We start from the raw sequence: 21,668 nt of genomic DNA on the forward strand, positions 1-21,668 counted from the left end.
CAGGGTGAAGGCATGAGCGAGCACCCCCACGACGGCGACCTCGTCGAGGTTCGCAAGGCGGTCTACCGACCGCTGCGGCGCGGCAACGCCCTCGAGGACACGGTCGCCCGCCTCGTGCAGACGATCCGGCTCGGCGTGGTCGCTCCGGGGGAGTCGCTGCCGCCGGAGCGCGAGCTCGCCGCGTCGTTCGGGGTGAGCCGGGACACCGTGCGCGAGGCGATCCGCGAACTGGCGGACACCGGCTACCTGCTGCCGCGGCGCGGACGGTACGGGGGGACGTTCGTCGCCGACCCGTTGCCGCACCCGACCACGTCGGGGACGGTGACGCCCGAGGAGATCGACGACGTCCTCGGACTGCGCCGCGTGCTCGAGACCGGGGCCGTGCGCGCCGCGGCGAGTCGATCGCTCGACGCCTCGACCCGTGCCGACCTGTGGGCGCGACATGAAGCGGCGCTGCCGGCCGGGCCGGAGGAGTATCGGCGACTGGACACGCTGCTCCACCTGGCGATCGCCGAGGCCGCTGGCATCCCGTCGCTCGTCGCGCTCGTTGCCGAGAACAGAGCCGATGTCAACGTGTGGCTCGACACGTTCCCGCTGATGCCGCGCAACATCCAGCACTCGGGCGAGCAGCACGAGAGCATCGTCACCGCGATCCTCGCCGGGCGTCCGGATGCGGCAGAGGCGGCGATGCGCGACCACCTCGCCGGCTCCGAGGCGCTGCTGCGCGGCTTCCTCATCTGATCAGCGCTAATCGGTCGCTTTTTTGAGAGTTCGCAACGGATACAGTTGCGAACGGATCAAGAGACTTCTGATTTCGCTATACCTGGCGCCCTTCCTATGACAGACTCGCGACAAGCGAATCTCAATGGGGAGGCTCCATGCCCGACACCACCCGAACGTCGACGGCGACACTCGACGCACCCGCCACCACCGGTGCGGTCCGCATCGACGGCGTCACCAAGCGCTACGGTGCTGCCACCGCCGTCGACGACCTGAATCTGGATGTGCAGCCGGGAGAGTTCCTCTCGCTCCTCGGGCCCTCCGGCTGCGGCAAGACGACGACCCTGCGCATGATCGCGGGCTTCGAGTTCCCGGACGCCGGCGACATCCTCATCTCCGGTCGCAGCGTCCTGAACCTCCCGCCCTATCGGCGCGAGGTCAACACCGTCTTCCAGGCGTATGCCCTCTTCCCGCATCTGACGGTCGCCGAGAACGTCGCGTACGGGCTGCAGCAGCGGCGGGTGCCGAAGGCCGAGCAGCGCGAGCGCGTGAGCGAAGCGCTCGACATGGTGCAGCTGCGGGCGTTCGCCGACCGCAAGCCGACGCAGCTCTCCGGTGGACAGCAACAGCGCATTGCCCTGTCGCGGGCGCTCATCAACAGGCCGAGCGTCCTCCTGCTGGACGAGCCGCTGGCAGCGCTGGACCGGCAGCTGCGCGAAGAGATGCAGCTCGAGCTGAAGCTGCTGCAGGCACGGCTCGGCACGACCTTCGTGTTCGTCACGCACGATCAGGCCGAGGCGCTGTCGATGAGCGATCGGATCGCCGTGATGCGTGCGGGGCGGATCGAGCAGCTCGACGCACCGGCCGCCATCTACGCGGAGCCCGCCTCGGCGTACGTCGCCTCCTTCATCGGGCAGCAGAACTTCGTGCACGGCACCGTGCGCGCAGCCGGGAACGCGGTCGACACCGCCATCGGGGCGATCTCCGGTCGGTGGGGTGGCGAGCGTGTCGCCGCAGGACAACCGGCCGTCGCCGCGATCCGGCCGGAGTACATCCGTCTGGAGCAGGGGGAGGGCGCCGGAGTCCCCGGACGCGTGCTGGGGGTCTCCCACCTCGGCGAGACCCTGCAGGTCGCGGTCCGCATCGGTGAGGACGCCACATTCCTCTCGCGCATGCCCGCCCCGACCGCCCCGTCGGTGGGGGTCGACGACGTCGTCCGCTGCGTCTGGAGCCCGGCGGATGCACGGTTGTTCGCCGCCGAGGGCATCCCGACCACCGCGACGCACGTGATCACCCTGCCCAAGGACGGCGGCCGGTGACGGGCGTGCCCCCGGTGCGCGTGCTGGCGCATCGGAGCGCTGCGCGGGTGATCCGCACCGAGCTGACCCGGCGCGGCTTCCTCGCCACCGCGATCATGGCGGGAGGGGCGGTCGTGCTCAGCGCATGCGCGCCGGGGCAGAACGCCGCGGCGGTGCACGCCAAGGGCGGCCCCCTCGAGGACAAGCTCTCCATCTACAGCTGGGGCGACTACGACGCCCCGGAGGTGCTCGAGCAGTTCACCGCGGAGAACGGCCCGCGCATCGTGCTCGACGCCTTCAACTCGAACGAGGAGCTGATCGCCAAGCTCGTCGCGGCGCGCGGCACCTCGGGATACGACATCGTCGTACCGACCGGAGTCTTCGTCGGGCCGATGGCCGAGAACGGACTCCTGCAGAAGTTCAACCTCGACCTGCTCCCGAACATGAAGCACGTGGCGCCCGAGTTCCGTGGGCGCTCGTGGGACCCCGGCAACGAGTACTCGGTGTGCAAGGCCTGGGGGACCACGGGCTTCGTCTACGACAAGAGGGTGATCTCGCGAGAGCTCACGACCTGGAACGACTTCATCGACGCCGCGCAGAACGAGGCCTCCGGTTCGACCTCGGTGCTCGACGACCCGGCGCCGCTGCTGGGCATCTATTTCTGGGCCAACGGCATCGACTGGACGACCACGGATCCCGACGACCTCGACGCCGTCGAGAAGTTCCTGGTGAAGGATCTCGCGCCGCACGTCTCGGCGTTCGACTCGTATCCCGGCGGTTCATCGATTCCCCAGGCCTCGCACGCGCTGCTGCAGTCCTACAACGGCGACGCGCGGCTCGGCATCTTCGAGTCCGACGACCCCGACCGCTGGCAGTGGGTGCTGGGGAGCCCGGCGACCGAGCTGTGGATGGACAACTGGGCGATCGCCGCCGGTGCCCCGCACCCCGAGGCCGCGCACGCGTTCATCGACTTCGCGCTGCAGCCCGATGTGCAGCTCGCGCAGGTGGACTACATCGGCTACGACACTGGGATCAGCGGCATCCGCGAAGAGGCGGAGGCCGCGGGTCTCGAACGGCTCGACATGGTGTTCTTCGACGAGAACCAGGTGGAGACCATGCACGAGGGCAAGCTCACCGATGCGCAGGACCGCGTCGTCTCGATCTGGAACTCGATGAAGGCGGCCGCCGGTGCCTAAGCTCAAGTTCGGTCTCGCCATCCCCGCGTGGGCCTGGCTGCTCATCTTCTTCGTCGCCCCGATCTTCATGGTCGTGGTGTTCAGCTTCGGCTACAAGCCGAGCATCTTCGCCACGCACGCGCTGGACCACCTCTCCTTCGATCGCTACCTCGAGGCGCTCTCTCCGACGTTCTTCAGCACCTTCCTGAACACGCTGTGGATCGGCATCCTCGGCACCGTGCTGTGCCTGGTGATCGGCGGCCCCGTCGCGTACTGGATCGCGGTGAAGGCCCCGCCGTCGAAGCGCGGGCTGCTGCTCGCGCTGGTGATGGTGCCGTTCTGGACGAACTTCCTCGTGCGCACCATCGGCTGGCAGGTGATCCTCGCCCCTGAGGGGTGGCTCTCGCAGCTGCTGCAGGGCATCGGGGTCATCCCCGGCCCGCTCGATCTGCTGTACTCGCGCGGGGCCGTGCTGCTCGGCGTCGTCTACAACTATCTGCCGCTGATGATCCTGCCCCTGTTCGTGGCCTTCGACCGGGTCTCCGGCCCGCTGCGAGAGGCGAGCAAGGATCTCGGGGCGAACAGCATCACGACCTTCCTCCGGGTGACCGTGCCGTTGGCCAGGCCCGGCATCATCGCCGGTGTGCTCCTCGTCTACATCCCGCTGATGGGCGACTACATCACCGCCACCGTGCTCGGAGGAGCGAAGGGCAACATGATCGGGCAGGTGGTGGCGAGTCAGTTCCAGACCGCCCAGAACTGGGCGCTGGGCTCGGCGATGGCCGTGCTGCTGATCATCGTCATCATGATCTCGATCGCGCTCGCCGCAGGTCTGCTCTGGCTCGTGACGCTGCCGCTCCGACAACGCCACCGCCTCGTCCTGGGGGAGGGATCATGACCGATACCAAGACCACCGTGCCGGCGCCGCGCGCGCGCCGCGGAGCCGGACGCTTCGTGCTCCCGATCTGGGCGGCACTGGTGTTCCTGTTCCTGTTCCTGCCGATCCTCGTGATCATCGCCTACTCGTTCAACGTCGGGCGCCTGCTGGTGTCATGGGACCACTTCGGGTTCGACTCCTTCCTCGCGATCGTGAACAAACCGGCGATCCGCGACGCCATGCTCGTGTCGGTGCGCACCGGTCTGCTGGCCGCCCTGCTCGCGACAGCACTGGGCACCCTCGCCGGCATCGCGATGGCCCGCAACCCCGGCAAGTGGGTGTGGTGGTTCCTCGGCCTCCTGCTGCTCGTGTCGGTCACCCCCGAGATCGTGGATGCCGTCGCGCTGCTGCCGTGGCTCGTCTTCCTCGGACAGGACGCGGGCATCGGCATCTTCAACGACGGCACCATGCGGCTCGTCGTCGGACAGTCGCTGTTCTCGATCGCCATCGTGTCGTACATCGTGCGGGCCCGCCTGGTGGGACTCGACGCCCGCCTGGAAGAGGCCTCGGCCGACCTCTACGCTCCGCCCGTGCGCACCTTCTTCAAGGTCACGCTCCCGCTCGCGATGCCCGCGGTGCTCGCCGGGTTCCTGCTGTCGTTCACGCTGAGCCTCGACAACACGGTCGTGTCGGCATTCGTGCAGGTCTCGGGAACCACGCCGTGGCCGGTGTACGTGCTCAGCGCGCTGCGCAGCGGCCTGCGTCCTGAGATCGCCGCAGTGTCGACGATCATGCTGGTGCTCACGCTGTTCGCTCTCGCGCTGGTGGCGGTGGTGCTCAAGAGAGCGGGCGACTCGGCGACCGAGATCGCCCGCACGATGGCCGGGGGTTGACGGTGACGTATGCAGATCTGGTGTTCACCGGCGGCGTGCGGGGAGGACGGGTGTTCCTCTCGGATGCCGCGCGTTCCACCGCGCACGCCGTGGCGGTCACCGCAGGTCGCATCAGCGCGGTGGGCCACGATGTCTCGGCGCTGATCGGACCGGACACCGAGGTCGTCGACCTCGACGGCGGGCTGCTGGTTCCCGGGTTCCAGGACGCGCACGTGCATCCGGTCTGGGGTGGTCTCGACATGCTGCGCTGCGACCTGTCGGCGCTGGCGACGCGGGAGGAGTACCTGGCGCGGATCGCGGAGTACGCGGCGGAGCATCCGGACGACGAGTGGATCCTCGGCGGCGGCTGGCAGATGTCGGCGTTCCCCGGCGGCACACCGACCGCGGCCGACCTGGACTCCGTGCTGCCCGATCGCCCCGCGTTCCTGCCCAACCGCGACGGACACGGGGCCTGGGTCAATTCCCGGGCACTGGCGCTCGCCGGCATCACCCGCGACACCGCAGACCCTGCGGACGGTCGGATCGAACGCGACGCCGGCGGTGCCCCGAGCGGCACGCTGCACGAGGGCGCGATGGGCCTGGTCAACCGGCTCCTCCCGGTCGAGGTGCCGGAGCGACTCGTGGAGGCGCTCCTGCAGGGGCAGCGGCACCTGCACTCGTACGGTGTCACCGCCTGGCAGGATGCGATCGTCGGCACCGAGTACGGCGACGCGGGCGACCCGCTCCCTGCGTATCTGACGGCCGCGGCCTCCGGCGCCCTCACCGGCCGCGTCGTCGGTTCCCTGTGGTGGGACCGTTCGCGCGGACTGGAGCAGATCGACGACATCGTCGCCCGTCGCGACGCCGGCACGGTCGGCCGCTTCCGGGCCCGCAGCGTGAAGATCATGCAAGACGGCGTCGCCGAGAACTTCACCGCGGCGATGCTCGAGCCCTACTGCGACGGCCATGGGCATCCACGCGAGGACTCCGGGATCTCGTTCGTCGAACCGGAGCTGCTCAAAGAGGCCGCGACCCGGCTCGATGCCCTGGGCTTCACGCTGCACTTCCACGCGATCGGCGACCGCGCCGTGCGGGAGTGCCTGGATGCGGTCGAGGCCGCGCTCGTGCACAACGGGCCGCGCGGCAACAGGCATCACATCTCCCACATCCAGGTCGTGCACCCCGACGACATCCCGCGGTTCCGGGCGCTCGACGTCACCGCCAACATGCAGATGCTGTGGGCGACGCTCGAGCCGCAGATGGTCGACCTCACCATCCCGTTCCTCGGAGAGCAGCGCAGCACCTGGCAGTATCCGTTCGGCGACCTGCTGCGCTCCGGCGCCACGCTCGCCGCGGGCAGCGACTGGTCGGTGAGCACGCCCAACCCGCTCGCCGCTATCCACGTGGCCGTCAACCGCCGCTCCGCGCCGACCGAGTGGGAGGGCGACTACGAGGCGTTCCTGCCCGAGCAGGCGATCGACCTCGCCACCGCGCTCGTCGCGTACACCGCCGGCTCCGCACGCGTGAACCATCTCGACGACACCGGCACGATCGCGGTGGGCGTGCGGGCGGACCTCGCCCTGCTCGACCGGGATCCGTTCGAGCATCCGGCGGAGGAGATCGGTCTGACCGAGGTGCGCGGCACCTGGGTCGAGGGGGAGCGGGTGTTCGACTCCGCGGGATGAGCCGCAGGAGGAGCCCGCACACACACGAAGCCCCGGCGACCTCGCGTCGCCGGGGCTTCGTCTGTGGGTGTGCGCGTGTCAGCCGGCGGCGGCCTCGTCGGCCACGGAGAGCGCGTCGTCGAGCGCGGCGAGTCCGCGCACCAGGTCGTCCTCGCTGATCACCAGCGGCGGCGCCACGTGCATGCGGTTGAAGTGCGTGAACGGCCAGACCCCGCCCTTCTTGGCGGCCGCGGCGAAGGCTCCCATCGGGGCGGCGTCGGCACCCGAGGCGTTGAACGGCACGAGGGGCTCGCGCGTCTGCGTGTCGCGCACCAGCTCGACCGCCCAGAACAGCCCGAGGCCGCGCACGTCGCCGACGCTCGGGTGCTTCTCGGCCCAGGAGCGCACCGTCGGCTCGACGATTCGCGTGCCGAGGTCGCGCACGCGCTCCAGGATGCCGTCACGGCGGAACACCTCGAACGTCGCCACACCCGCCGCGCACGCCAGCGGGTGACCGGAATAGGTCAGTCCGCCGGCGAACGGCATCGTGTCGAAGGCGCTCGCGATGCGGTCGGAGATCACCACGCCGCCGAGGGGCACGTATCCGGAGTTCACACCCTTCGCGAAGGTGATCAGGTCAGGGCTCGCGTCGAACGCATCGATGCCGAACCACTCGCCCAGGCGACCGAAGCCGACCATGACCTCGTCGGCGATGTAGACGATGCCGTAGCGGTCGCACAGCGCGCGCACGCCCTGCAGGTAGCCCGGCGGCGGCACGAGCACGCCGTTCGTGCCGACCACGGTCTCGATGATGATCGCCGCGATCGTCTGCGGTCCCTCGAGCTGGATCGTCTGCTCCAGATGGGCGAGCGCTCGCTCCGACTCCTGCTCCGGGGTCTCGGCGTGGAACGGCGAGCGGTACAGGTAGGGCCCGAAGAAGCGCACGGCCCCGGAATCGACGGTGTCGTTGGCCCAGCGCCGGGGGTCGCCGGTGAGCGAGATCGCGGTCGACGTGGAGCCGTGGTAGCTGCGGTACATCGAGAGCACCTTGCGGCGGCCGGTGAACTGGCGGGCCATGCGCACTGCATACTCGTTGGCTTCGGCGCCGCCGTTCGTGAAGAAGACCTTCTCGAGTCCTTCCGGGGCGACCTCGGCGATCAGGCGCGCGAGCTCTCCGCGCACGTCGTTCGCGATCGAGGGCTGGATCGTCGCGAGACGCCCCGCCTGCTGCTGGATCGCGGCGACCAGGTCGGGATGCTGGTGCCCGAGGTTGAGGTTCACGAGCTGGCTGGAGAAGTCGAGGTACGCGTTGCCCTGGTAGTCCCAGAACGTCGAGCCCTCGCCCGTCGCGACGGGCATCGGGTCGATCATGCCCTGCGCGCTCCAGGAGTGGAACACGTGGCCGCGGTCGTCGGCACGCACCTGCGCCTCGGCCTCGGGGGCGGGGAGCGGGTGCGAGACGCCGTGGCGGTCGGTGAAGTTCGTCATCGTGGTCGCTCCTGTCAGTGGTTGCTCGGGAAGCCGAGGTCGATCTGCGACGGGGTGTGGTCGGGCCAGCGGGTCGTGACGACCTTGGAGCGCGTGTAGAAGTGCACCGACTCGGGGCCGTAGATGTGGGAGTCGCCGAACAGCGAGTCCTTCCATCCGCCGAACGAGTAGGCGCCGATCGGCACCGGGATCGCTACGTTGACCCCGACCATGCCGACCTCGATGTCGAACTCGTACTGACGGGCGGTGCCGCCGTCTCGCGTGAAGATCGCGGTGCCGTTGCCGTAGGCGTTCGCGTTCACGAGGGCCACCGCCTCGGCGTAGGTCTCGACGCGCACGACCGACAGCACCGGGCCGAAGATCTCGTCGTCGTAGACCTTCATGCCGGGGGCGACCTGGTCGATCAGGCTGACGCCGAGGAAGAAGCCCTCGGAGTCGAACTGCTTCTGCGTGCCGTCGACGACGACCGTCGCGCCCTCGGCCTCGGCGCCGGTGACGTAGGAGGCGACCTTGTCGCGGTGCTCGCGGGTGATGAGCGGACCCATCTCGCTTTCGGCATCCGTGCCGGCGCCGATCTTCAGCCCGTCGATGCGGGAGGCGATGGCGGAGACCAGGTCATCGGCGATGTCGCCCACCGCGACCAGCACCGAGACGGCCATGCAGCGCTCGCCGGCGGAGCCGTAGGCGGCGGAGACCGCGGCGTCTGCGGCCGCATCGATGTCGGCGTCGGGCATGACGACCATGTGGTTCTTGGCGCCGCCGAGGGCCTGCACGCGCTTGCCGGCGGACGAGGCGCGCTGGTAGATCGAGCGGGCGATCGGGGTGGAGCCGACGAAGCTGACGGCGTCGACCCTGGGGGAGTCGAGGATCGCGTCCACGGCCTCCTTGTCGCCGTGGACGACGTTGAGCACGCCGTCGGGGAGGCCGGCCTCGGTGAAGAGCTTCGCGAGCCACACCGCTGCGGACGGGTCCTTCTCGCTCGGCTTGAGCACGACCGTGTTACCGCAGGCGATGGCCGAGGCCACCATCCACAGCGGCACCATCACGGGGAAGTTGAACGGGGTGATCGCGGCGACGACGCCGACCGGCTGCTTGACCGAGTGCACGTCGACACCGCGCGAGACCTGCTCGCTGCGCTCGCCCTTGAGAAGGTGCACGAGTCCGGCCGCGAACTCGACGTTCTCGATGCCGCGCGACACCTCGCCGGCGGCATCCGAGAGCACCTTGCCGTGCTCGGAGGTGACGATCGCGGCCAGCTCGGGCGTGCGCTCCTTCAACAGCTGGCGAAGGCGGAAGAACACGTCGGCGCGTTTGATCAGGCTCGTCTCGCGCCAGGCCGGCAGGGCGGCCGCAGCCGCGGCGATCGCGGTCTCCACCTCGGCCGCTGATGCGAAGGCGACTTGCTTGGACACCTGACCGGTTGCGGGGTCGAAGATCTGACCGGTGCGGGCCGCTTCGGCGGTCTCCGTGCCGTTGATGACGTGACGGACGATGTCCACGATGTTCCTCCGAGGGCTGAAGAATGCGGGTTTCGAACACTCTGACCGGTGTTCGATAGGCTTGTGCTCCTCAATGATCACAGAGCGAGGGAGCTGATCGTGATGTCAGAACGTCAGGACTTCCGCTTCATCCGGACAGATCGTCCGACACGCGGTGACGCGCTCCTCACGGTCGCCGATGTGCTCGCAGAGCCCGTGCTGCAGGCGGGCGCTCCCGAGCTGATCGTCGGCGGCAGTGCGCTCGATGCCGCCGTGCGCTGGGTGCACGTGTCCGACAGCGCCGGTGTCGCCCGTCTGCTCGACGGCGGGGAACTCCTGCTCAGCACCGGGGCCGGCTGGCCGACCGCTGCGGCGGAGCTGCGTGCTTTCGCCCAGGGACTGCACCAGGCCGGGGTCGCGGGCATCGTGGTCGAGCTCGGCTCCGGCCAGGCGCGCATCCCGGATGCCGTCGTCGAGGTGTGCGCGGAGCGCGGGCTCGCGCTGATCGCACTGACCAGCGAGGTCAAGTTCGTCGCCGTCACCGAGACCGTGCACCGCGCGCTGATCGCCGCGCAGACCATGGCGCTGCGCGAACGCCAGCACCTGCACGAACTCTTCACGGCGCTGAGCCTGCGGGGAGCCCCGGCCGACGTCGTCGTCGCCGAGACGGCGCGTGCGCTCGGCGCACCCGTCGTGCTGGAGAACCTGGCGCGGGAGGTGATAGCGCACGAGACCCTGCGGATGCCGGTGGCCCAGGCGCTGGGAATGCTGCGCTCCGCCGACCGTGTTCCCGTCCAGGCGCGCGGCGTGCGGTGGGGGACCCTGCTCGCGCTCCCCGGACCCGCGCATCCGGCCGGCCGGCTCACCGTGCTCGAACAGGGAGCCACGGCCCTCGCCTTCGGATGCCTCGCCGACGGCGGTGATTCCGAGTGGTCGCTGCTTGCACAGCGCGGCCTCATCGACGACCTGCTCGGCGCGCGGTTCGCGAGTCCGGATGATATCGAGGCCCGCCTCGCGACCAGCGGCTTCCTGCTCGCCGGGCGGCACTGCCACGGCATCGTGGCCCGTGGTACGGAACCTGCGGTGCACCTCGCGCACCGCGCGGCGCAGGCCGGGGTCGCGGTGGTCGCTGCGCGGGTCGGTGACGACGATGTCGCACTGCTGTCGCTGCCGGCATCCGTTCCGCTGTCGGATGCGCTCGTCGCGAGCCTGGTCGGTCCTGACCGCACGGTCTTCGTCGGGCCCCCTGCGGACGACGTGCTGGGTCTGCTCGCCTCGCTGCGGGCCGCGCGCGATCTGGCGGCCAGCGACCGTTCGGATGGCGGTCCGCGCGTGCGGCGCGTGGACGACCGTCCGCTCGAGCGCTTCGTCGCCTCGTTGCGCGACGACCATCGCCTGCTCGCCCACAGCGAGCGGATGCTGGCACCGCTCGTGGCGTACGACCGCGAGCGCCGTGGCGACCTGCTCGATGTGCTGGCGGCGCTCGTGGCACACCCCGGCAACCGCTCCGCCGCCGCCGCGGCGAGCCACCTCTCACGCTCCGTCTTCTACCAGCGCCTCACGCTGATCGGCGACTTGCTCGATGTCGACCTCGACGACGGGGAGACCCTCGCCGCACTCCACCTCGCGCTGCTGGCGAAGCGGAGCGCGGCGCCGGTCGTGTGACCTTCGCGCCGTGCCGTGTCCGCGACGGTCAGAGGACCGACTGCGCGCGCGTGAGCACATCCCGCAGGATCTGCTCGATCTCGCGGAACTCCGAAGGCCCGACGGTGAGCGGCGGTGCGAGCTGGATCACGGGGTCGCCGCGGTCATCCGCACGGCAGTACAGACCGGCTTCGAACAGGGCGGGGGAGAGGAAGCCGCGCAGCAGCCGCTCCGACTCGGCGTCGTCGAAGGTCTCCTTGGTCGCCTTGTCCTTCACGAGCTCGATGCCGAAGAAGTATCCGTCGCCGCGCACATCGCCGACCAGCGGCAGATCGAGCAGCTTCTCGAGCTCGGAGCGGAACAGCGGAGAGTTCTCACGCACGTGCGCGTTCAACCCCTCCTCGTCGAAGATCGCGAGGTTCTCCAGCGCGACCGCGGCCGAGACCGGGTGTCCGCCGAAGGTGTAGCCGTGCGGGAAGGACATGTCGCCCTTCGAGAAGGGCTCGTAGATGCGGTCGCTGATGATCGTCGCCCCGATGGGGGAGTAACCGCTCGTCATGCCCTTGGCGCACGTGATCATGTCGGGCACGTAGCCCAGACCCGTGCACGCGAACGTGTGACCCAGCCGGCCGAAGGCGCAGATGACCTCATCCGAGACGAGCAGCACGTCGTGGCGGTCGCAGATCTCGCGCACGCGGGCGAAGTAGCCGGGAGGGGGCGGGAAGCATCCGCCGGAGTTCTGCACGGGCTCGAGGAAGACCGCGGCCACGGTGTCGGCCCCTTCGAAGAGGATCATCTCCTCGATGCGGTCGGCCGCCCACCGGCCGAAGGCCTCGAGGTCATCGGCCGGCCCGCCCATCTCGGCCGCGCGGTAGAAGTTGGTGTTCGGCACGCGGAAGCCGCCGGGGGTGACCGGTTCGAACATCGACTTCATCGCCGGGATGCCGGTGATCGCCAGAGCGCCCTGCGGGGTGCCGTGGTACGCCACCGCGCGCGAGATGACCTTGTGCTTGGCGGGCTTTCCCTGCAGCTTCCAGTAGTGCTTGGCGAGCTTGAAGGCGGTCTCGACCGCCTCGCCGCCACCGGTGGAGAAGAAGACCTTGTTCAGGTCGCCGGGTGCCTCGTCTGCGAGGCGGTCGGCCAGTTCGATCGCCGCCGGGTGCGCATACGACCACAGCGGGAAGAACGCCAGCTCGGACGCCTGTGCCGCCGCGGCCTCTGCCAGTCGTCGCCGACCGTGGCCGGCGTTCACGACGAAGAGTCCGGCGAGGCCGTCGAAGTACTCCTTGCCCTTGGCGTCCCAGATCCGATGACCCTCGCCCTTGACGATGATGGGCACACCAGACTCGGCCATCGTGGACTGCCGGGTGAAGTGCATCCAGAGATGATCCTTCGCCATCGTCTGCAGCTCGGATTCCGACGGGATGGTGCGTGCGATGCTCATCTGGTCCCCCAGTTGTAGAGCTGCTTCTGCAGCTTGGCGTATATGAAGGTTTCGGTGGAGAGGACGCCCTCGATCGGGCGGATGACGTCGTTGATCAGTGCGAGCAGGTCGTCATCGTCCTCGCAGACCACCTCGGCGAGGACGTCGAAGGAGCCGACCGTGATGACGACGTAGTCCACGGCGTCGATCGCGGCGATCGCCTCGGCGACGCGGCGGGCATCGCCGGACACGCGCACGCCGATCATGGCCTGGCGATGGAAGCCCAGCTGCATCGGGTCGGTGACGGCGACGATCTGCATGACACCGGACTCGGTCAGCCGCTGCACCCTCTGGCGCACGGCCGCTTCGCTCATCCCTACGGTGCGGCCGATCTCGGAGTAGGAACGACGGCCGTCCTCTTGGAGCAGCTCGACGATCGTCTTCGAGACCGCATCGAGGGAAGGGTGCTTCTTCGCCGGACTCATGGTGCGATCCTCGCACTCCACGATGCTCTCGGCAACCGATTTCGCAAAATATGGCCATTCGTCCAGCGGAATCGGCAGAAAAACTCAGCTTTCGAGAGGGCCCAGCCACGCGCTCGCCGCGGTGGCGTGCGCGGATTCGGGGTCGGAGGGGTGGAACGCCCCGGCCAGCACGTCGCGGTAGAGGCGGGAGAGCTCGTTGGCGGAGAAGTACGACCCGCCGCCGGCGACGAGCATCGCCTCGTCGACGACATGCTTGGCCATCGTGATCGCGCGGTGCTTGACGCCGGAGAGCTGCGGGAACCACCGCGCGCCGTGATCGACACGGTCGTCCACATCGCGTGCGAGCGCGGCGATCTGCGGCGGCAGCGCGTCGTAGGCGATCGCCATGTCGGCGATGCGCCAGCGGATGTCGGGATCCTGGCTGTAGGCGAGACCCGTCTTCTTCGAGTGCCGCTTCTGCGCCGTCGTGACGGCGAGTTTCAGTGCTCGGCGGGCGATGCCTGTGTAGACGGACGCGAGCAGGATCTCGAAGACCGAGAAGATGCCGAACACGATGGGGTCGGGGCTGGGGCCCGGGTCGATACGGCGCACGACGTGCGCGGCATCGGCGACGGCGCCGTTCAGCCGCGTGGTGCGACTCTGCGTGCCGCGCATGCCGAGGGTGTCCCAGTCGTCGGAGGTGGTGACCGCATCCGTCCGCTCGATGAAGGCGAACACGAGCTGGGGCGCGTCGGGGCTCGTGGTGTCGAGCCCGTGCAGGCCCAGTCGCGTCCACACCGGGGCGAGGGAGGTGAAGATCTTGGTGCCGGTGAAGGAGTATCCGCCGTCGCCATCGGGCACGGCTGCGGTGTCGCTGCCGAACAGCACCAGGTCGTTGCCGCCCTCGCTGATGCCGAACGCGAAGACCTCGCCCGCCACCGCGCCATCCTGCACGAACTCCAGTCCTGGCACGCCGCGGTCGGAGAAGACCTTGGCGACGCCCGTCCACACGAGGTGCATGTTGACGGCCAGGGCGGTCGCCGGTGCGGCACCCGCGAGACGCTGCTGCAGGATCGCGGCTTCGGCGAGTCCGAGTCCGGCGCCCCCACGCACGGTCGGCACCAGGATCGACAGGTATCCCGCGGCCCGCAGCTCGTCGAGGTCCTGCGCGGGGAAGGTGTTCTCGCGGTCATGGATCGGTGCGCGCTCGCGGATGCGCTCGAGAAGGTCGTCGGGGAGGAATTCCGCGGGATCGAACGTGCTCATGCCAGTGCCTCCAGAAGCTGACGGACGGATTCCTCCGGGCGATCGCGGTGCAGGGAGTGTCCTGCGCCCTCGACGATCGACAGGGAGATCAAGGGGTTCGCGGCGAGGACCTCGTCGGCGAGAGCACCCGTGAAGATGCTGTAGACGGCGGGGTCGGCGCCGATCACGTGCGTGGGCACGCGCAGCCGCGCGGCCTCGGCGCGCACGTCCCACGGCTGGTTCTGGGCGCTGGTCTGCTCCACGGCCCAGGCGCTCGCGCGCAGGACGGCGTCGACCTTGAGCTCCTGATCCTGCGGATGCCAGTGCGGATGCTCCTGCTGCACGACCTCGAGCCGGGTGTCGGCGAATGCGCGCTCCTGGTTGCGGCGGACGATCGCCGCATCGCGTCCGTCCACGTGGATCGCGGGATCGATGAGCACGAGACGCCGCGTCCATTCCGCAGCGGATGCTGCGGCGACCGTGCTGGCGGCGCCGCCGAGCGAGTGGCCGATGACTGCGTCCCAGGCGCCGCCGCCTTCGGGGAGCGTGACGGCGAGGTCGACACCGTATGCGGCGACCGAGTAGTCCAGGGAGCGCGGCGCGTCGCCGTGACCTCGCAGATCCACGGCTGTCGCGTGCCATCCCGCATCGGCGAGAGCGTCGCCGAGACGCCACATCAGAGCGCCGGACGACCCGAGGCCGTGAACCAGAAGCGCTCGCCGGGATGCCGACGGGGAACCCCACGAGATACGGGGCAGAGTGAGCGGTGCGGGCATGGCACCAGCCTACGACCGGGGGAGCGGGGGAGCCCTGGCGGGGGGCCCGCGGCGTTCAGCTGAGCGTCACCAGCGGCGGAAGATCGGCGGCGATCGTCAGCACGCGCTCGGCGGCCGCGTGGCCGGCGGACAGGCATGCGGCGAGGTCGGCTCCCTCGAGGGTGGCCGCCAGGAATCCGGAGGCGAACGCGTCGCCTGCGCCGACCGGTTCGACGACGTCGACCACGGGGGCGGGGACGAACACCGGTTCGGTGTCGCCGTCGAAGGCGGTGGCGCCGACGTCGCCGTCCTTGACGACCAGCAGCGCGCAGTTCGGGAGGAAGGCGCGGATCTCGGCCGGCGTCGCCGTGCCCCAGATGCGTTCGGCCTCGTCGCGGCCGACGAAGGTGATGTCCGCGGCGTCCGCGAGGCGGGCGAGGGTCTCGGTCGCCTCCTGCGTGCTCCACAGCGGACGACGGTCGTTCACGTCGAACGACACGAGAGCGCCTGCCGCGCGTGCGTCGATGAAGAGCCGATCGACCATCTCACGACACGAGGCGGAGAGCGCGGGGGTGATCCCGGTGGTGTGCACGATCCGCACGCTCTGGAGCTGCGCGGTCGTGAGAAATCCCGGCTCCATGCGGGAGGCGGCTGATCCCTGACGGTAGTAGTAGACGGAGGACGACTCCGCTCCCGGATCCTTGAACATGACGCCGGTCGGCGCGGTGGCATCGCGGTCGATCCACAGCTCCACGCCTCGGTGCTCGAGCTCGGTGGCGACGCGGTCGCCGAGGGGGTCAGCGCCCAGACGCGATGCCCAGGCGACGCGGTGCCCGGTGGAGGCTGCGCCGGCAGCCACGTTGGACTCCGCGCCGGCGAGACCGATCGTCGCCGCGGCGGCATCGGCCAGCCGGGCGTCCGTCGGGGTGATCAGCGCCATGGTCTCGCCGATGCAGACGATCTCGGGGGCAGAGGTCGAGGAGGAGGAGCTCATGAGGGGGTGACCGCCAGGGGTTCGGTGTCGGGATGCGGGCTCGCGTCGCGGTGACGCAGGTCGGGGAAGGAGCGGACGAAGACGACGGCGACGAGGAGCCCGACCGCGGCGAAGATCGTGGCGGCGAGGTACGCACCGCGCCAGTCGCCGACATCGACGAGGAAGCCGGCGACGGCGGATCCTGCCGCGGCGCCGATGAGCTGACCGGTGCCTGCCCATCCGAACGCCTCAGCGGTCTCGCTGAACTTCACGCTGGCCGAGGTGATGGCGAAGAGCACGGCGAGAGCGGGGGCGATGCCGATGCCGGCGAGGATCAGGGTGCCGCCCAGCCAGAAGACGTTGAGCATGACCATCGTCAGGCCGAGCCCGATCGTCACGATCAGCAGGCGGCGCGCCATGGCCCACGGCCCGATGGGGATGTGTCCGAACGCCAGACCGCCGGCGAGGCTTCCGGCCGAGAACACGGCGAGCACGAGACCGGCGGCGAGGCTTCCGTGCTCGAACGTCGCGACCACGCCGACCTCCACGGCGGCGCAGGCCCCGATCAGGAGGAAGCCGATCACAGTCGCCAGCAGCACGGGCGGCTTGAGCACGACCTTGCCGAGAGCGTTGCGACTGCGCGGGATGCGCACGCGCCCGACCTCGGGGGAGAGGATGAACCACGCTCCGCCGCCGACGAGGATGATCGCCACCAGCAGCAGTCCCTCCGCGGTGCCGATCTGAGTGGAGACGAGCGTGATCACGACGGGGGCCAGCACCCAGATGATCTCCTGCAGCGAGGCGTCGAGGGAGAACAACGGAGTGAGGTTCGACGAGTTCACGAGCTTGGGGTAGATCGTGCGGACCGCGGCCTGGACCGGCGGAGTGGAGAGGCCCGCGACCATCCCGAGCGCCATGTACCCCGGTACTTCGAGCGGGAGCAGGGCGAGGCACAGCACCGCCACGACGCACACCGACAGGGTGAGGGTGATCACGCGACGCATGCCCCAGACGCCCATCCAGCGGCTGGTGATGGGGCCGGCGATCGCCTGCCCCACACTGGTCGCGGCGAGCACCAGACCGGCAGATCCGTAAGACCCCGTCTGCTGCTCGACATGCAGCAGGATCGCCAGCGACATCATCCCGTTGGGGAAGCGCGCCGTCAGCTGAGCAGCGATCATGCGCGCCACTCCCGGCGTGCGAAGAAGATCCCGATATCCCGCCACCAGACAACGGTACCGGCACCCGGCGGGGAGCGTCGAAGCGGGTACGGATGCGACACGCCGCCGACACGCCGAGAGGGAGTTTCCACAGGTCTCGGAATGTCCGAAGCCCCTCGTATGGTCGCCCCTGTGGACAGATCGCTCACGGGTGCTTCCCAGCCGCGATTTCCTGCGGTTCGAGTGTCCCCGTACGGGGCCTCTGCCTGTGGAAGAAACGGTGGAGAACCTGTGTTGTATCTGTAAAGAACGGTGGATAACTACAAGGATGTAACTACTACCCCTTGTGGTCGCCCCCAATGTCGGTCCCCATATGTAGTATTGAAGTCCCGGCAGGGGTCTACCGGGAAACAGCCTGATGAGAAGCAGGCCAGAGATTTGAGGGGTTACGAAAAAGATGTCGATCACGGTCTACACAAAGCCTTCCTGCGTTCAGTGCAACGCCACCTACCGTGCCCTGGATGCCAAGGGCATCGAGTACGAGATCCTCGACCTGTCGGAAGACCCGACGGCGCTCGAGCAGGTCAAGGCGCTCGGCTACATGCAGGCACCCGTCGTCGTCACCGACGAGGGTCACTGGTCGGGCTTCCGTCCCGACAAGATCGACGAGCTCGCCTCCCGTCTGGCGTGACGCCCCATGAGCGCCGTCGCGACCGCAGCGCCGCTCCTGATCTACTTCTCGAGCGTCTCGGGTAACACCGCGCGGTTCATCGAGAAGCTCGGGCTCCCGTCCCGACGCATCCCCCTCCACCGGCACGAAGAAGACCTCGTCATCGACGAGCCCTTCGTGCTGGTCACCCCCACCTACGGCGGGGGAGCAGGGCGCGGCGTCGAGAAGGGCGCCGTTCCGAAACAGGTGATCCGGTTTCTCAACGACGAGCGCAACCGGCGTCACATCCGCGGCGTGATCTCCGCGGGCAACACCAACTTCGGCGAGGCGTTCTGCCTCGCCGGCGACATCATCAGCCGCAAGTGCCACGTGCCTCACTTGTATCGGCTCGAGATCTTCGGCACACAAGACGATGTGGATCGCGTGAGCGACGGATTGGAACGACGGTGGCAGCTTCAGTGACCGAGACAGCGGCATTCAAGGCGAACCCCTCCTATGAGGGTCTCGACTATCACGCCCTCAACGCGATGCTCAACCTGTACGACGCGGACGGCAAGATCCAGTTCGACGCCGACAAGCGCGCCGCACGGGAGTACTTCCTGCAGCACGTGAACCAGAACACGGTGTTCTTCCACTCGCTCAAGGAGCGCCTGGACTACCTCGTGGAGAAGGAGTACTACGAGGGTGCCGTCATCGAGAAGTACTCGATGGAGTTCATCCAGAAGCTCAACGACCTCGCCTACGGCAAGAGGTTCCGCTTCGAGACCTTCCTCGGCGCATTCAAGTACTACACGAGCTACACGCTCAAGACGTTCGATGGCAAGCGCTACCTCGAGCGCTTCGAGGACCGCGTCGTCATGACCGCCCTCGGACTCGCAGACGGCGATGAGAAGCTCGCCGTCGCCCTCGTCGAGGAGATCATCTCCGGCCGCTTCCAGCCGGCCACCCCGACCTTCCTCAACGCCGGCAAGGCGCAGCGCGGCGAACTCGTCAGCTGCTTCCTGCTGCGCATCGAAGACAACATGGAGTCGATCGCCCGCGGAATCAACTCCGCCCTGCAGCTCTCCAAGCGCGGCGGCGGCGTCGCCCTGCTGCTGTCGAACATCCGCGAATCGGGTGCGCCGATCAAGCAGATCGAGAACCAGTCCTCGGGCATCATCCCGGTGATGAAGCTCCTCGAAGACAGCTTCAGCTACGCCAACCAGCTCGGTGCGCGTCAGGGCGCCGGCGCGGTGTACCTCAACGCCCACCACCCCGACATCATGCGCTTCCTCGACACCAAGCGCGAGAACGCCGACGAGAAGATCCGCATCAAGACGCTGTCCCTGGGCGTCGTGGTGCCGGACATCACGTTCGAGCTGGCCAAGAACGACGAGGACATGTACCTGTTCTCGCCGTACGACGTCGAGAAGGTCTACGGCGTTCCGTTCGGCGACATCTCGGTCACCGAGAAGTACCGCGAGATGGTCGACGACCCGCGCATCAAGAAGACCAAGATCAACGCGCGCGAGTTCTTCCAGACCGTCGCCGAGATCCAGTTCGAGTCCGGCTACCCGTACGTCATGTTCGAAGACACGGTGAACAAGGCCAACCCGATCAAGGGTCGGATCAACATGTCCAACCTCTGCAGCGAGATCCTGCAGGTGAACACGCCGACCACGTACAACGCCGACCTGTCGTACGACAACATCGGCAAGGACATCTCCTGCAACCTCGGCTCGATGAACATCGCGCTGTCGATGGACGCCGACGACCTCGGACAGACCGTCGAGACGGCGATCCGCGCTCTCACCGCAGTGAGCGACCAGAGCCACATCGGCTCGGTGCGCTCGATCGAAGACGGCAACGACCGCTCTCACGCGATCGGCCTCGGCCAGATGAACCTGCACGGGTACCTCGCTCGCGAGCACGTGTACTACGGCTCCGAAGAGGGCATCGACTTCACGAACATCTACTTCTACACGGTGCTGTTCCACGCGCTGCGTGCCTCGAACAACCTCGCCATCGAGCGCGGCACCACGTTCGACGGGTTCGAGGACTCGACCTACGCATCGGGCGAGTTCTTCGACAAGTACATCGACCAGGCCTGGGTCCCCGCGACCGAGAAGGTCAAGGAGCTCTTCGCCGGCAAGCACATCCCGACACAGGACGACTGGGCTGAGCTGAAGGCGTCGATCCAGAAGCACGGCATCTACAACCAGAACCTGCAGGCCGTGCCGCCGACCGGTTCGATCTCGTACATCAACAACTCGACGTCGTCGATCCACCCGATCGCGTCGAAGATCGAGATCCGCAAGGAAGGCAAGCTCGGTCGCGTCTACTACCCGGCGGCGTTCATGACGAACGACAACCTGGAGTACTACCAGGACGCGTACGAGATCGGCTACGAGAAGGTCATCGACACGTACGCCGCGGCCACGCAGCACGTCGACCAAGGCCTGTCGCTGACGCTGTTCTTCAAGGACACCGCCACCACGCGTGACATCAACAAGGCGCAGATCTACGCATGGCGCAAGGGCATCAAGACGATCTACTACATCCGCCTGCGTCAGCTGGCGCTCGAGGGCACCGACATGGCCGAGTGCGTCTCGTGCATGCTCTGACCTGTTGTTGACCTGAGAACGACGCTCTGAATCCCGAGAAACGACGAAGAAAATGACTCCCGAAAGACTCAAGCTGGTCTCCAGCGTGCAGGCGATCAACTGGAACCGCATCCAGGACGACAAAGACCTCGAGGTCTGGAACCGTCTGGTGAACAACTTCTGGTTGCCCGAGAAGGTGCCGCTGTCGAACGACGTGCAGTCGTGGAACACGCTCACCCCCGACGAGCAGCTGCTCACCATGCGGGTGTTCACCGGTCTCACGCTGCTCGACACGATCCAGGGCACCGTGGGCGCGGTGTCGCTGATCCCCGACGCGATCACGCCTCACGAAGAGGCCGTCTACACGAACATCGCGTTCATGGAGTCGGTGCACGCGAAGAGCTACTCCTCGATCTTCTCGACGCTCGCGTCGACGAAGGAGATCGACGAGGCGTTCCGCTGGTCCACCGAGAACCCGAACCTTCAGAAGAAGGCTCAGATCATCATGGACTACTACCAGGGCGACGACCCGCTCAAGCGCAAGGTGGCCTCCACCCTGCTGGAGTCCTTCCTGTTCTATTCGGGCTTCTACCTGCCGATCTACTGGTCCTCGAAGGCGAAGCTGACGAACACGGCCGACCTGATCCGCCTCATCATCCGTGACGAGGCCGTGCACGGGTACTACATCGGCTACAAGTTCCAGAAGGGGCTCGAGAACGAGACCCAGGAGCGCCGCGATGAGCTCAAGGACTACACGTTCTCGCTCATGTACGAGCTCTACGACAACGAGGTGCAGTACACGCAGGACCTCTACGACGGCGTCGGTCTGACCGAAGACGTGAAGAAGTTCCTGCACTACAACGCCAACAAGGCCCTCATGAACCTGGGCTACGAGGCGATGTTCCCCTCCAGCGTCACGAACGTGAACCCGGCGATCCTGTCGGCGCTCTCGCCGAACGCCGACGAGAACCACGACTTCTTCTCGGGGTCGGGCTCGTCGTACGTCATCGGCAAGGCCGAGGCCACGGAAGACGACGACTGGGACTTCTAAGATTTCTTCTTAGAGGCCCCAGGTAAATGCCTGATCACGCCCCTGATCCGCGAATTTTCGCAGATCAGGGGCGTTTTCGTGTCTCCCAGTCGAAAGACAGAGGAGAACAGAGATGAACAGGAATACCCA

At 68.0% G+C, this 21,668-nt stretch carries 19 protein-coding genes; 11 read left to right on the forward strand and 8 right to left on the reverse strand.

The window, feature by feature from the left end; genetic code table 11:
• Nucleotides 1–12: 12 nt before the first annotated feature.
• The 6 genes from KY497_RS08105 (at nucleotide 13) to KY497_RS08130 (ending at nucleotide 6,627) form a co-directional block, all read left to right on the forward strand.
• Nucleotides 13–741 carry a FadR/GntR family transcriptional regulator gene (locus KY497_RS08105; RefSeq protein WP_055865065.1) on the forward strand — a complete coding sequence of 243 codons (729 nt, stop codon included), beginning with the start codon at nucleotides 13–15 and terminating at the stop codon, nucleotides 739–741.
• Nucleotides 742–878: 137 nt separating this feature from the next.
• Nucleotides 879–2,039, forward strand: coding sequence for an ABC transporter ATP-binding protein (locus KY497_RS08110; RefSeq protein WP_219870242.1), 1,161 nt, complete (start codon nucleotides 879–881; stop codon nucleotides 2,037–2,039).
• The gene (locus KY497_RS08115; RefSeq protein WP_219870243.1) at nucleotides 2,036–3,214 is read left to right on the forward strand and encodes a spermidine/putrescine ABC transporter substrate-binding protein; all 1,179 of its coding nucleotides are present in this window, start codon (nucleotides 2,036–2,038) and stop codon (nucleotides 3,212–3,214) included. The genes KY497_RS08110 and KY497_RS08115 overlap by 4 nt, the downstream gene beginning before the upstream one ends.
• The gene (locus KY497_RS08120) at nucleotides 3,207–4,091 is read left to right on the forward strand and encodes an ABC transporter permease (RefSeq protein WP_055865053.1); all 885 of its coding nucleotides are present in this window, start codon (nucleotides 3,207–3,209) and stop codon (nucleotides 4,089–4,091) included. The genes KY497_RS08115 and KY497_RS08120 overlap by 8 nt, the downstream gene beginning before the upstream one ends.
• On the forward strand, nucleotides 4,088–4,963 hold the full coding sequence (locus tag KY497_RS08125; RefSeq protein WP_219870244.1) for an ABC transporter permease: 876 nt from the start codon (nucleotides 4,088–4,090) through the stop codon (nucleotides 4,961–4,963). The genes KY497_RS08120 and KY497_RS08125 overlap by 4 nt, the downstream gene beginning before the upstream one ends.
• Before the next feature lie 2 nt (nucleotides 4,964–4,965).
• On the forward strand, nucleotides 4,966–6,627 hold the full coding sequence (locus KY497_RS08130) for an amidohydrolase (protein ID WP_258185954.1): 1,662 nt from the start codon (nucleotides 4,966–4,968) through the stop codon (nucleotides 6,625–6,627).
• 78 nt (nucleotides 6,628–6,705) lie between these two features.
• Here KY497_RS08130 and KY497_RS08135 read toward each other — a convergent pair whose 3' ends face one another.
• Both KY497_RS08135 and KY497_RS08140 read right to left on the reverse strand, forming a co-directional pair.
• Nucleotides 6,706–8,094, reverse strand: coding sequence for an aspartate aminotransferase family protein (locus KY497_RS08135; protein WP_151485996.1), 1,389 nt, complete (start codon nucleotides 8,092–8,094; stop codon nucleotides 6,706–6,708).
• Between the two features lie 14 nt (nucleotides 8,095–8,108).
• Entirely contained in the window at nucleotides 8,109–9,593 is a 1,485-nt protein-coding gene (locus KY497_RS08140; RefSeq protein WP_219870245.1) for a CoA-acylating methylmalonate-semialdehyde dehydrogenase, read from the reverse strand.
• A gap of 102 nt (nucleotides 9,594–9,695) precedes the next feature.
• Here KY497_RS08140 and KY497_RS08145 point away from each other — a divergent pair, with 102 nt between their 5' ends.
• Nucleotides 9,696–11,237: a PucR family transcriptional regulator gene (locus KY497_RS08145; protein ID WP_141385932.1), complete on the forward strand. Its 1,542-nt coding sequence runs from the start codon at nucleotides 9,696–9,698 to the stop codon at nucleotides 11,235–11,237.
• A gap of 28 nt (nucleotides 11,238–11,265) precedes the next feature.
• On the opposite strand, the gene KY497_RS08150 is transcribed toward KY497_RS08145, so the two are convergent.
• The 6 genes from KY497_RS08150 to KY497_RS08175 form a co-directional block, all read right to left on the reverse strand.
• On the reverse strand, nucleotides 11,266–12,660 hold the full coding sequence (locus KY497_RS08150; RefSeq protein WP_055873797.1) for an aspartate aminotransferase family protein: 1,395 nt from the start codon (nucleotides 12,658–12,660) through the stop codon (nucleotides 11,266–11,268).
• Nucleotides 12,657–13,124: an Lrp/AsnC family transcriptional regulator gene (locus tag KY497_RS08155; protein ID WP_017828874.1), complete on the reverse strand. Its 468-nt coding sequence runs from the start codon at nucleotides 13,122–13,124 to the stop codon at nucleotides 12,657–12,659. The genes KY497_RS08150 and KY497_RS08155 overlap by 4 nt, the downstream gene beginning before the upstream one ends.
• Nucleotides 13,125–13,208: 84 nt before the next feature.
• A complete protein-coding gene (locus KY497_RS08160; RefSeq protein ID WP_218682512.1) occupies nucleotides 13,209–14,369 on the reverse strand; it encodes an acyl-CoA dehydrogenase family protein in 1,161 nt (386 codons plus the stop codon).
• Nucleotides 14,366–15,124 (reverse strand): alpha/beta fold hydrolase, encoded by a 759-nt coding sequence (locus KY497_RS08165; RefSeq protein WP_219870246.1) that lies wholly within the window; start codon nucleotides 15,122–15,124, stop codon nucleotides 14,366–14,368. The genes KY497_RS08160 and KY497_RS08165 overlap by 4 nt, the downstream gene beginning before the upstream one ends.
• 55 nt (nucleotides 15,125–15,179) lie before the next feature.
• Nucleotides 15,180–16,097, reverse strand: a complete 918-nt coding sequence (locus KY497_RS08170) for a sugar kinase (RefSeq protein ID WP_219870247.1) — start codon at nucleotides 16,095–16,097, stop codon at nucleotides 15,180–15,182.
• A complete protein-coding gene (locus KY497_RS08175) occupies nucleotides 16,094–17,257 on the reverse strand; it encodes an MFS transporter (protein ID WP_055865028.1) in 1,164 nt (387 codons plus the stop codon). The genes KY497_RS08170 and KY497_RS08175 overlap by 4 nt, the downstream gene beginning before the upstream one ends.
• 436 nt (nucleotides 17,258–17,693) lie before the next feature.
• Here KY497_RS08175 and nrdH point away from each other — a divergent pair, with 436 nt between their 5' ends.
• From nrdH to nrdF, 4 genes are all read left to right on the forward strand, one after another.
• The gene (nrdH, locus tag KY497_RS08180) at nucleotides 17,694–17,927 is read left to right on the forward strand and encodes a glutaredoxin-like protein NrdH (RefSeq protein ID WP_017828869.1); all 234 of its coding nucleotides are present in this window, start codon (nucleotides 17,694–17,696) and stop codon (nucleotides 17,925–17,927) included.
• A 6-nt stretch (nucleotides 17,928–17,933) separates the two neighbouring features.
• Complete coding sequence (nrdI, locus tag KY497_RS08185; RefSeq protein WP_219870248.1) at nucleotides 17,934–18,368, forward strand: class Ib ribonucleoside-diphosphate reductase assembly flavoprotein NrdI; 435 nt, start codon at nucleotides 17,934–17,936, stop codon at nucleotides 18,366–18,368.
• 65 nt (nucleotides 18,369–18,433) lie between these two features.
• Nucleotides 18,434–20,509, forward strand: coding sequence for a class 1b ribonucleoside-diphosphate reductase subunit alpha (nrdE, locus tag KY497_RS08190; protein ID WP_258185964.1), 2,076 nt, complete (start codon nucleotides 18,434–18,436; stop codon nucleotides 20,507–20,509).
• A 52-nt stretch (nucleotides 20,510–20,561) separates the two neighbouring features.
• Complete coding sequence (gene nrdF / locus KY497_RS08195) at nucleotides 20,562–21,539, forward strand: class 1b ribonucleoside-diphosphate reductase subunit beta (RefSeq protein ID WP_017828866.1); 978 nt, start codon at nucleotides 20,562–20,564, stop codon at nucleotides 21,537–21,539.
• The last annotated feature ends 129 nt before the right edge of the window (nucleotides 21,540–21,668 follow it).

Origin of the sequence: Microbacterium sp. PAMC22086, from assembly GCF_019443525.1 — a bacterium.
Lineage (GTDB): Bacteria > Actinomycetota > Actinomycetes > Actinomycetales > Microbacteriaceae > Microbacterium > Microbacterium maritypicum.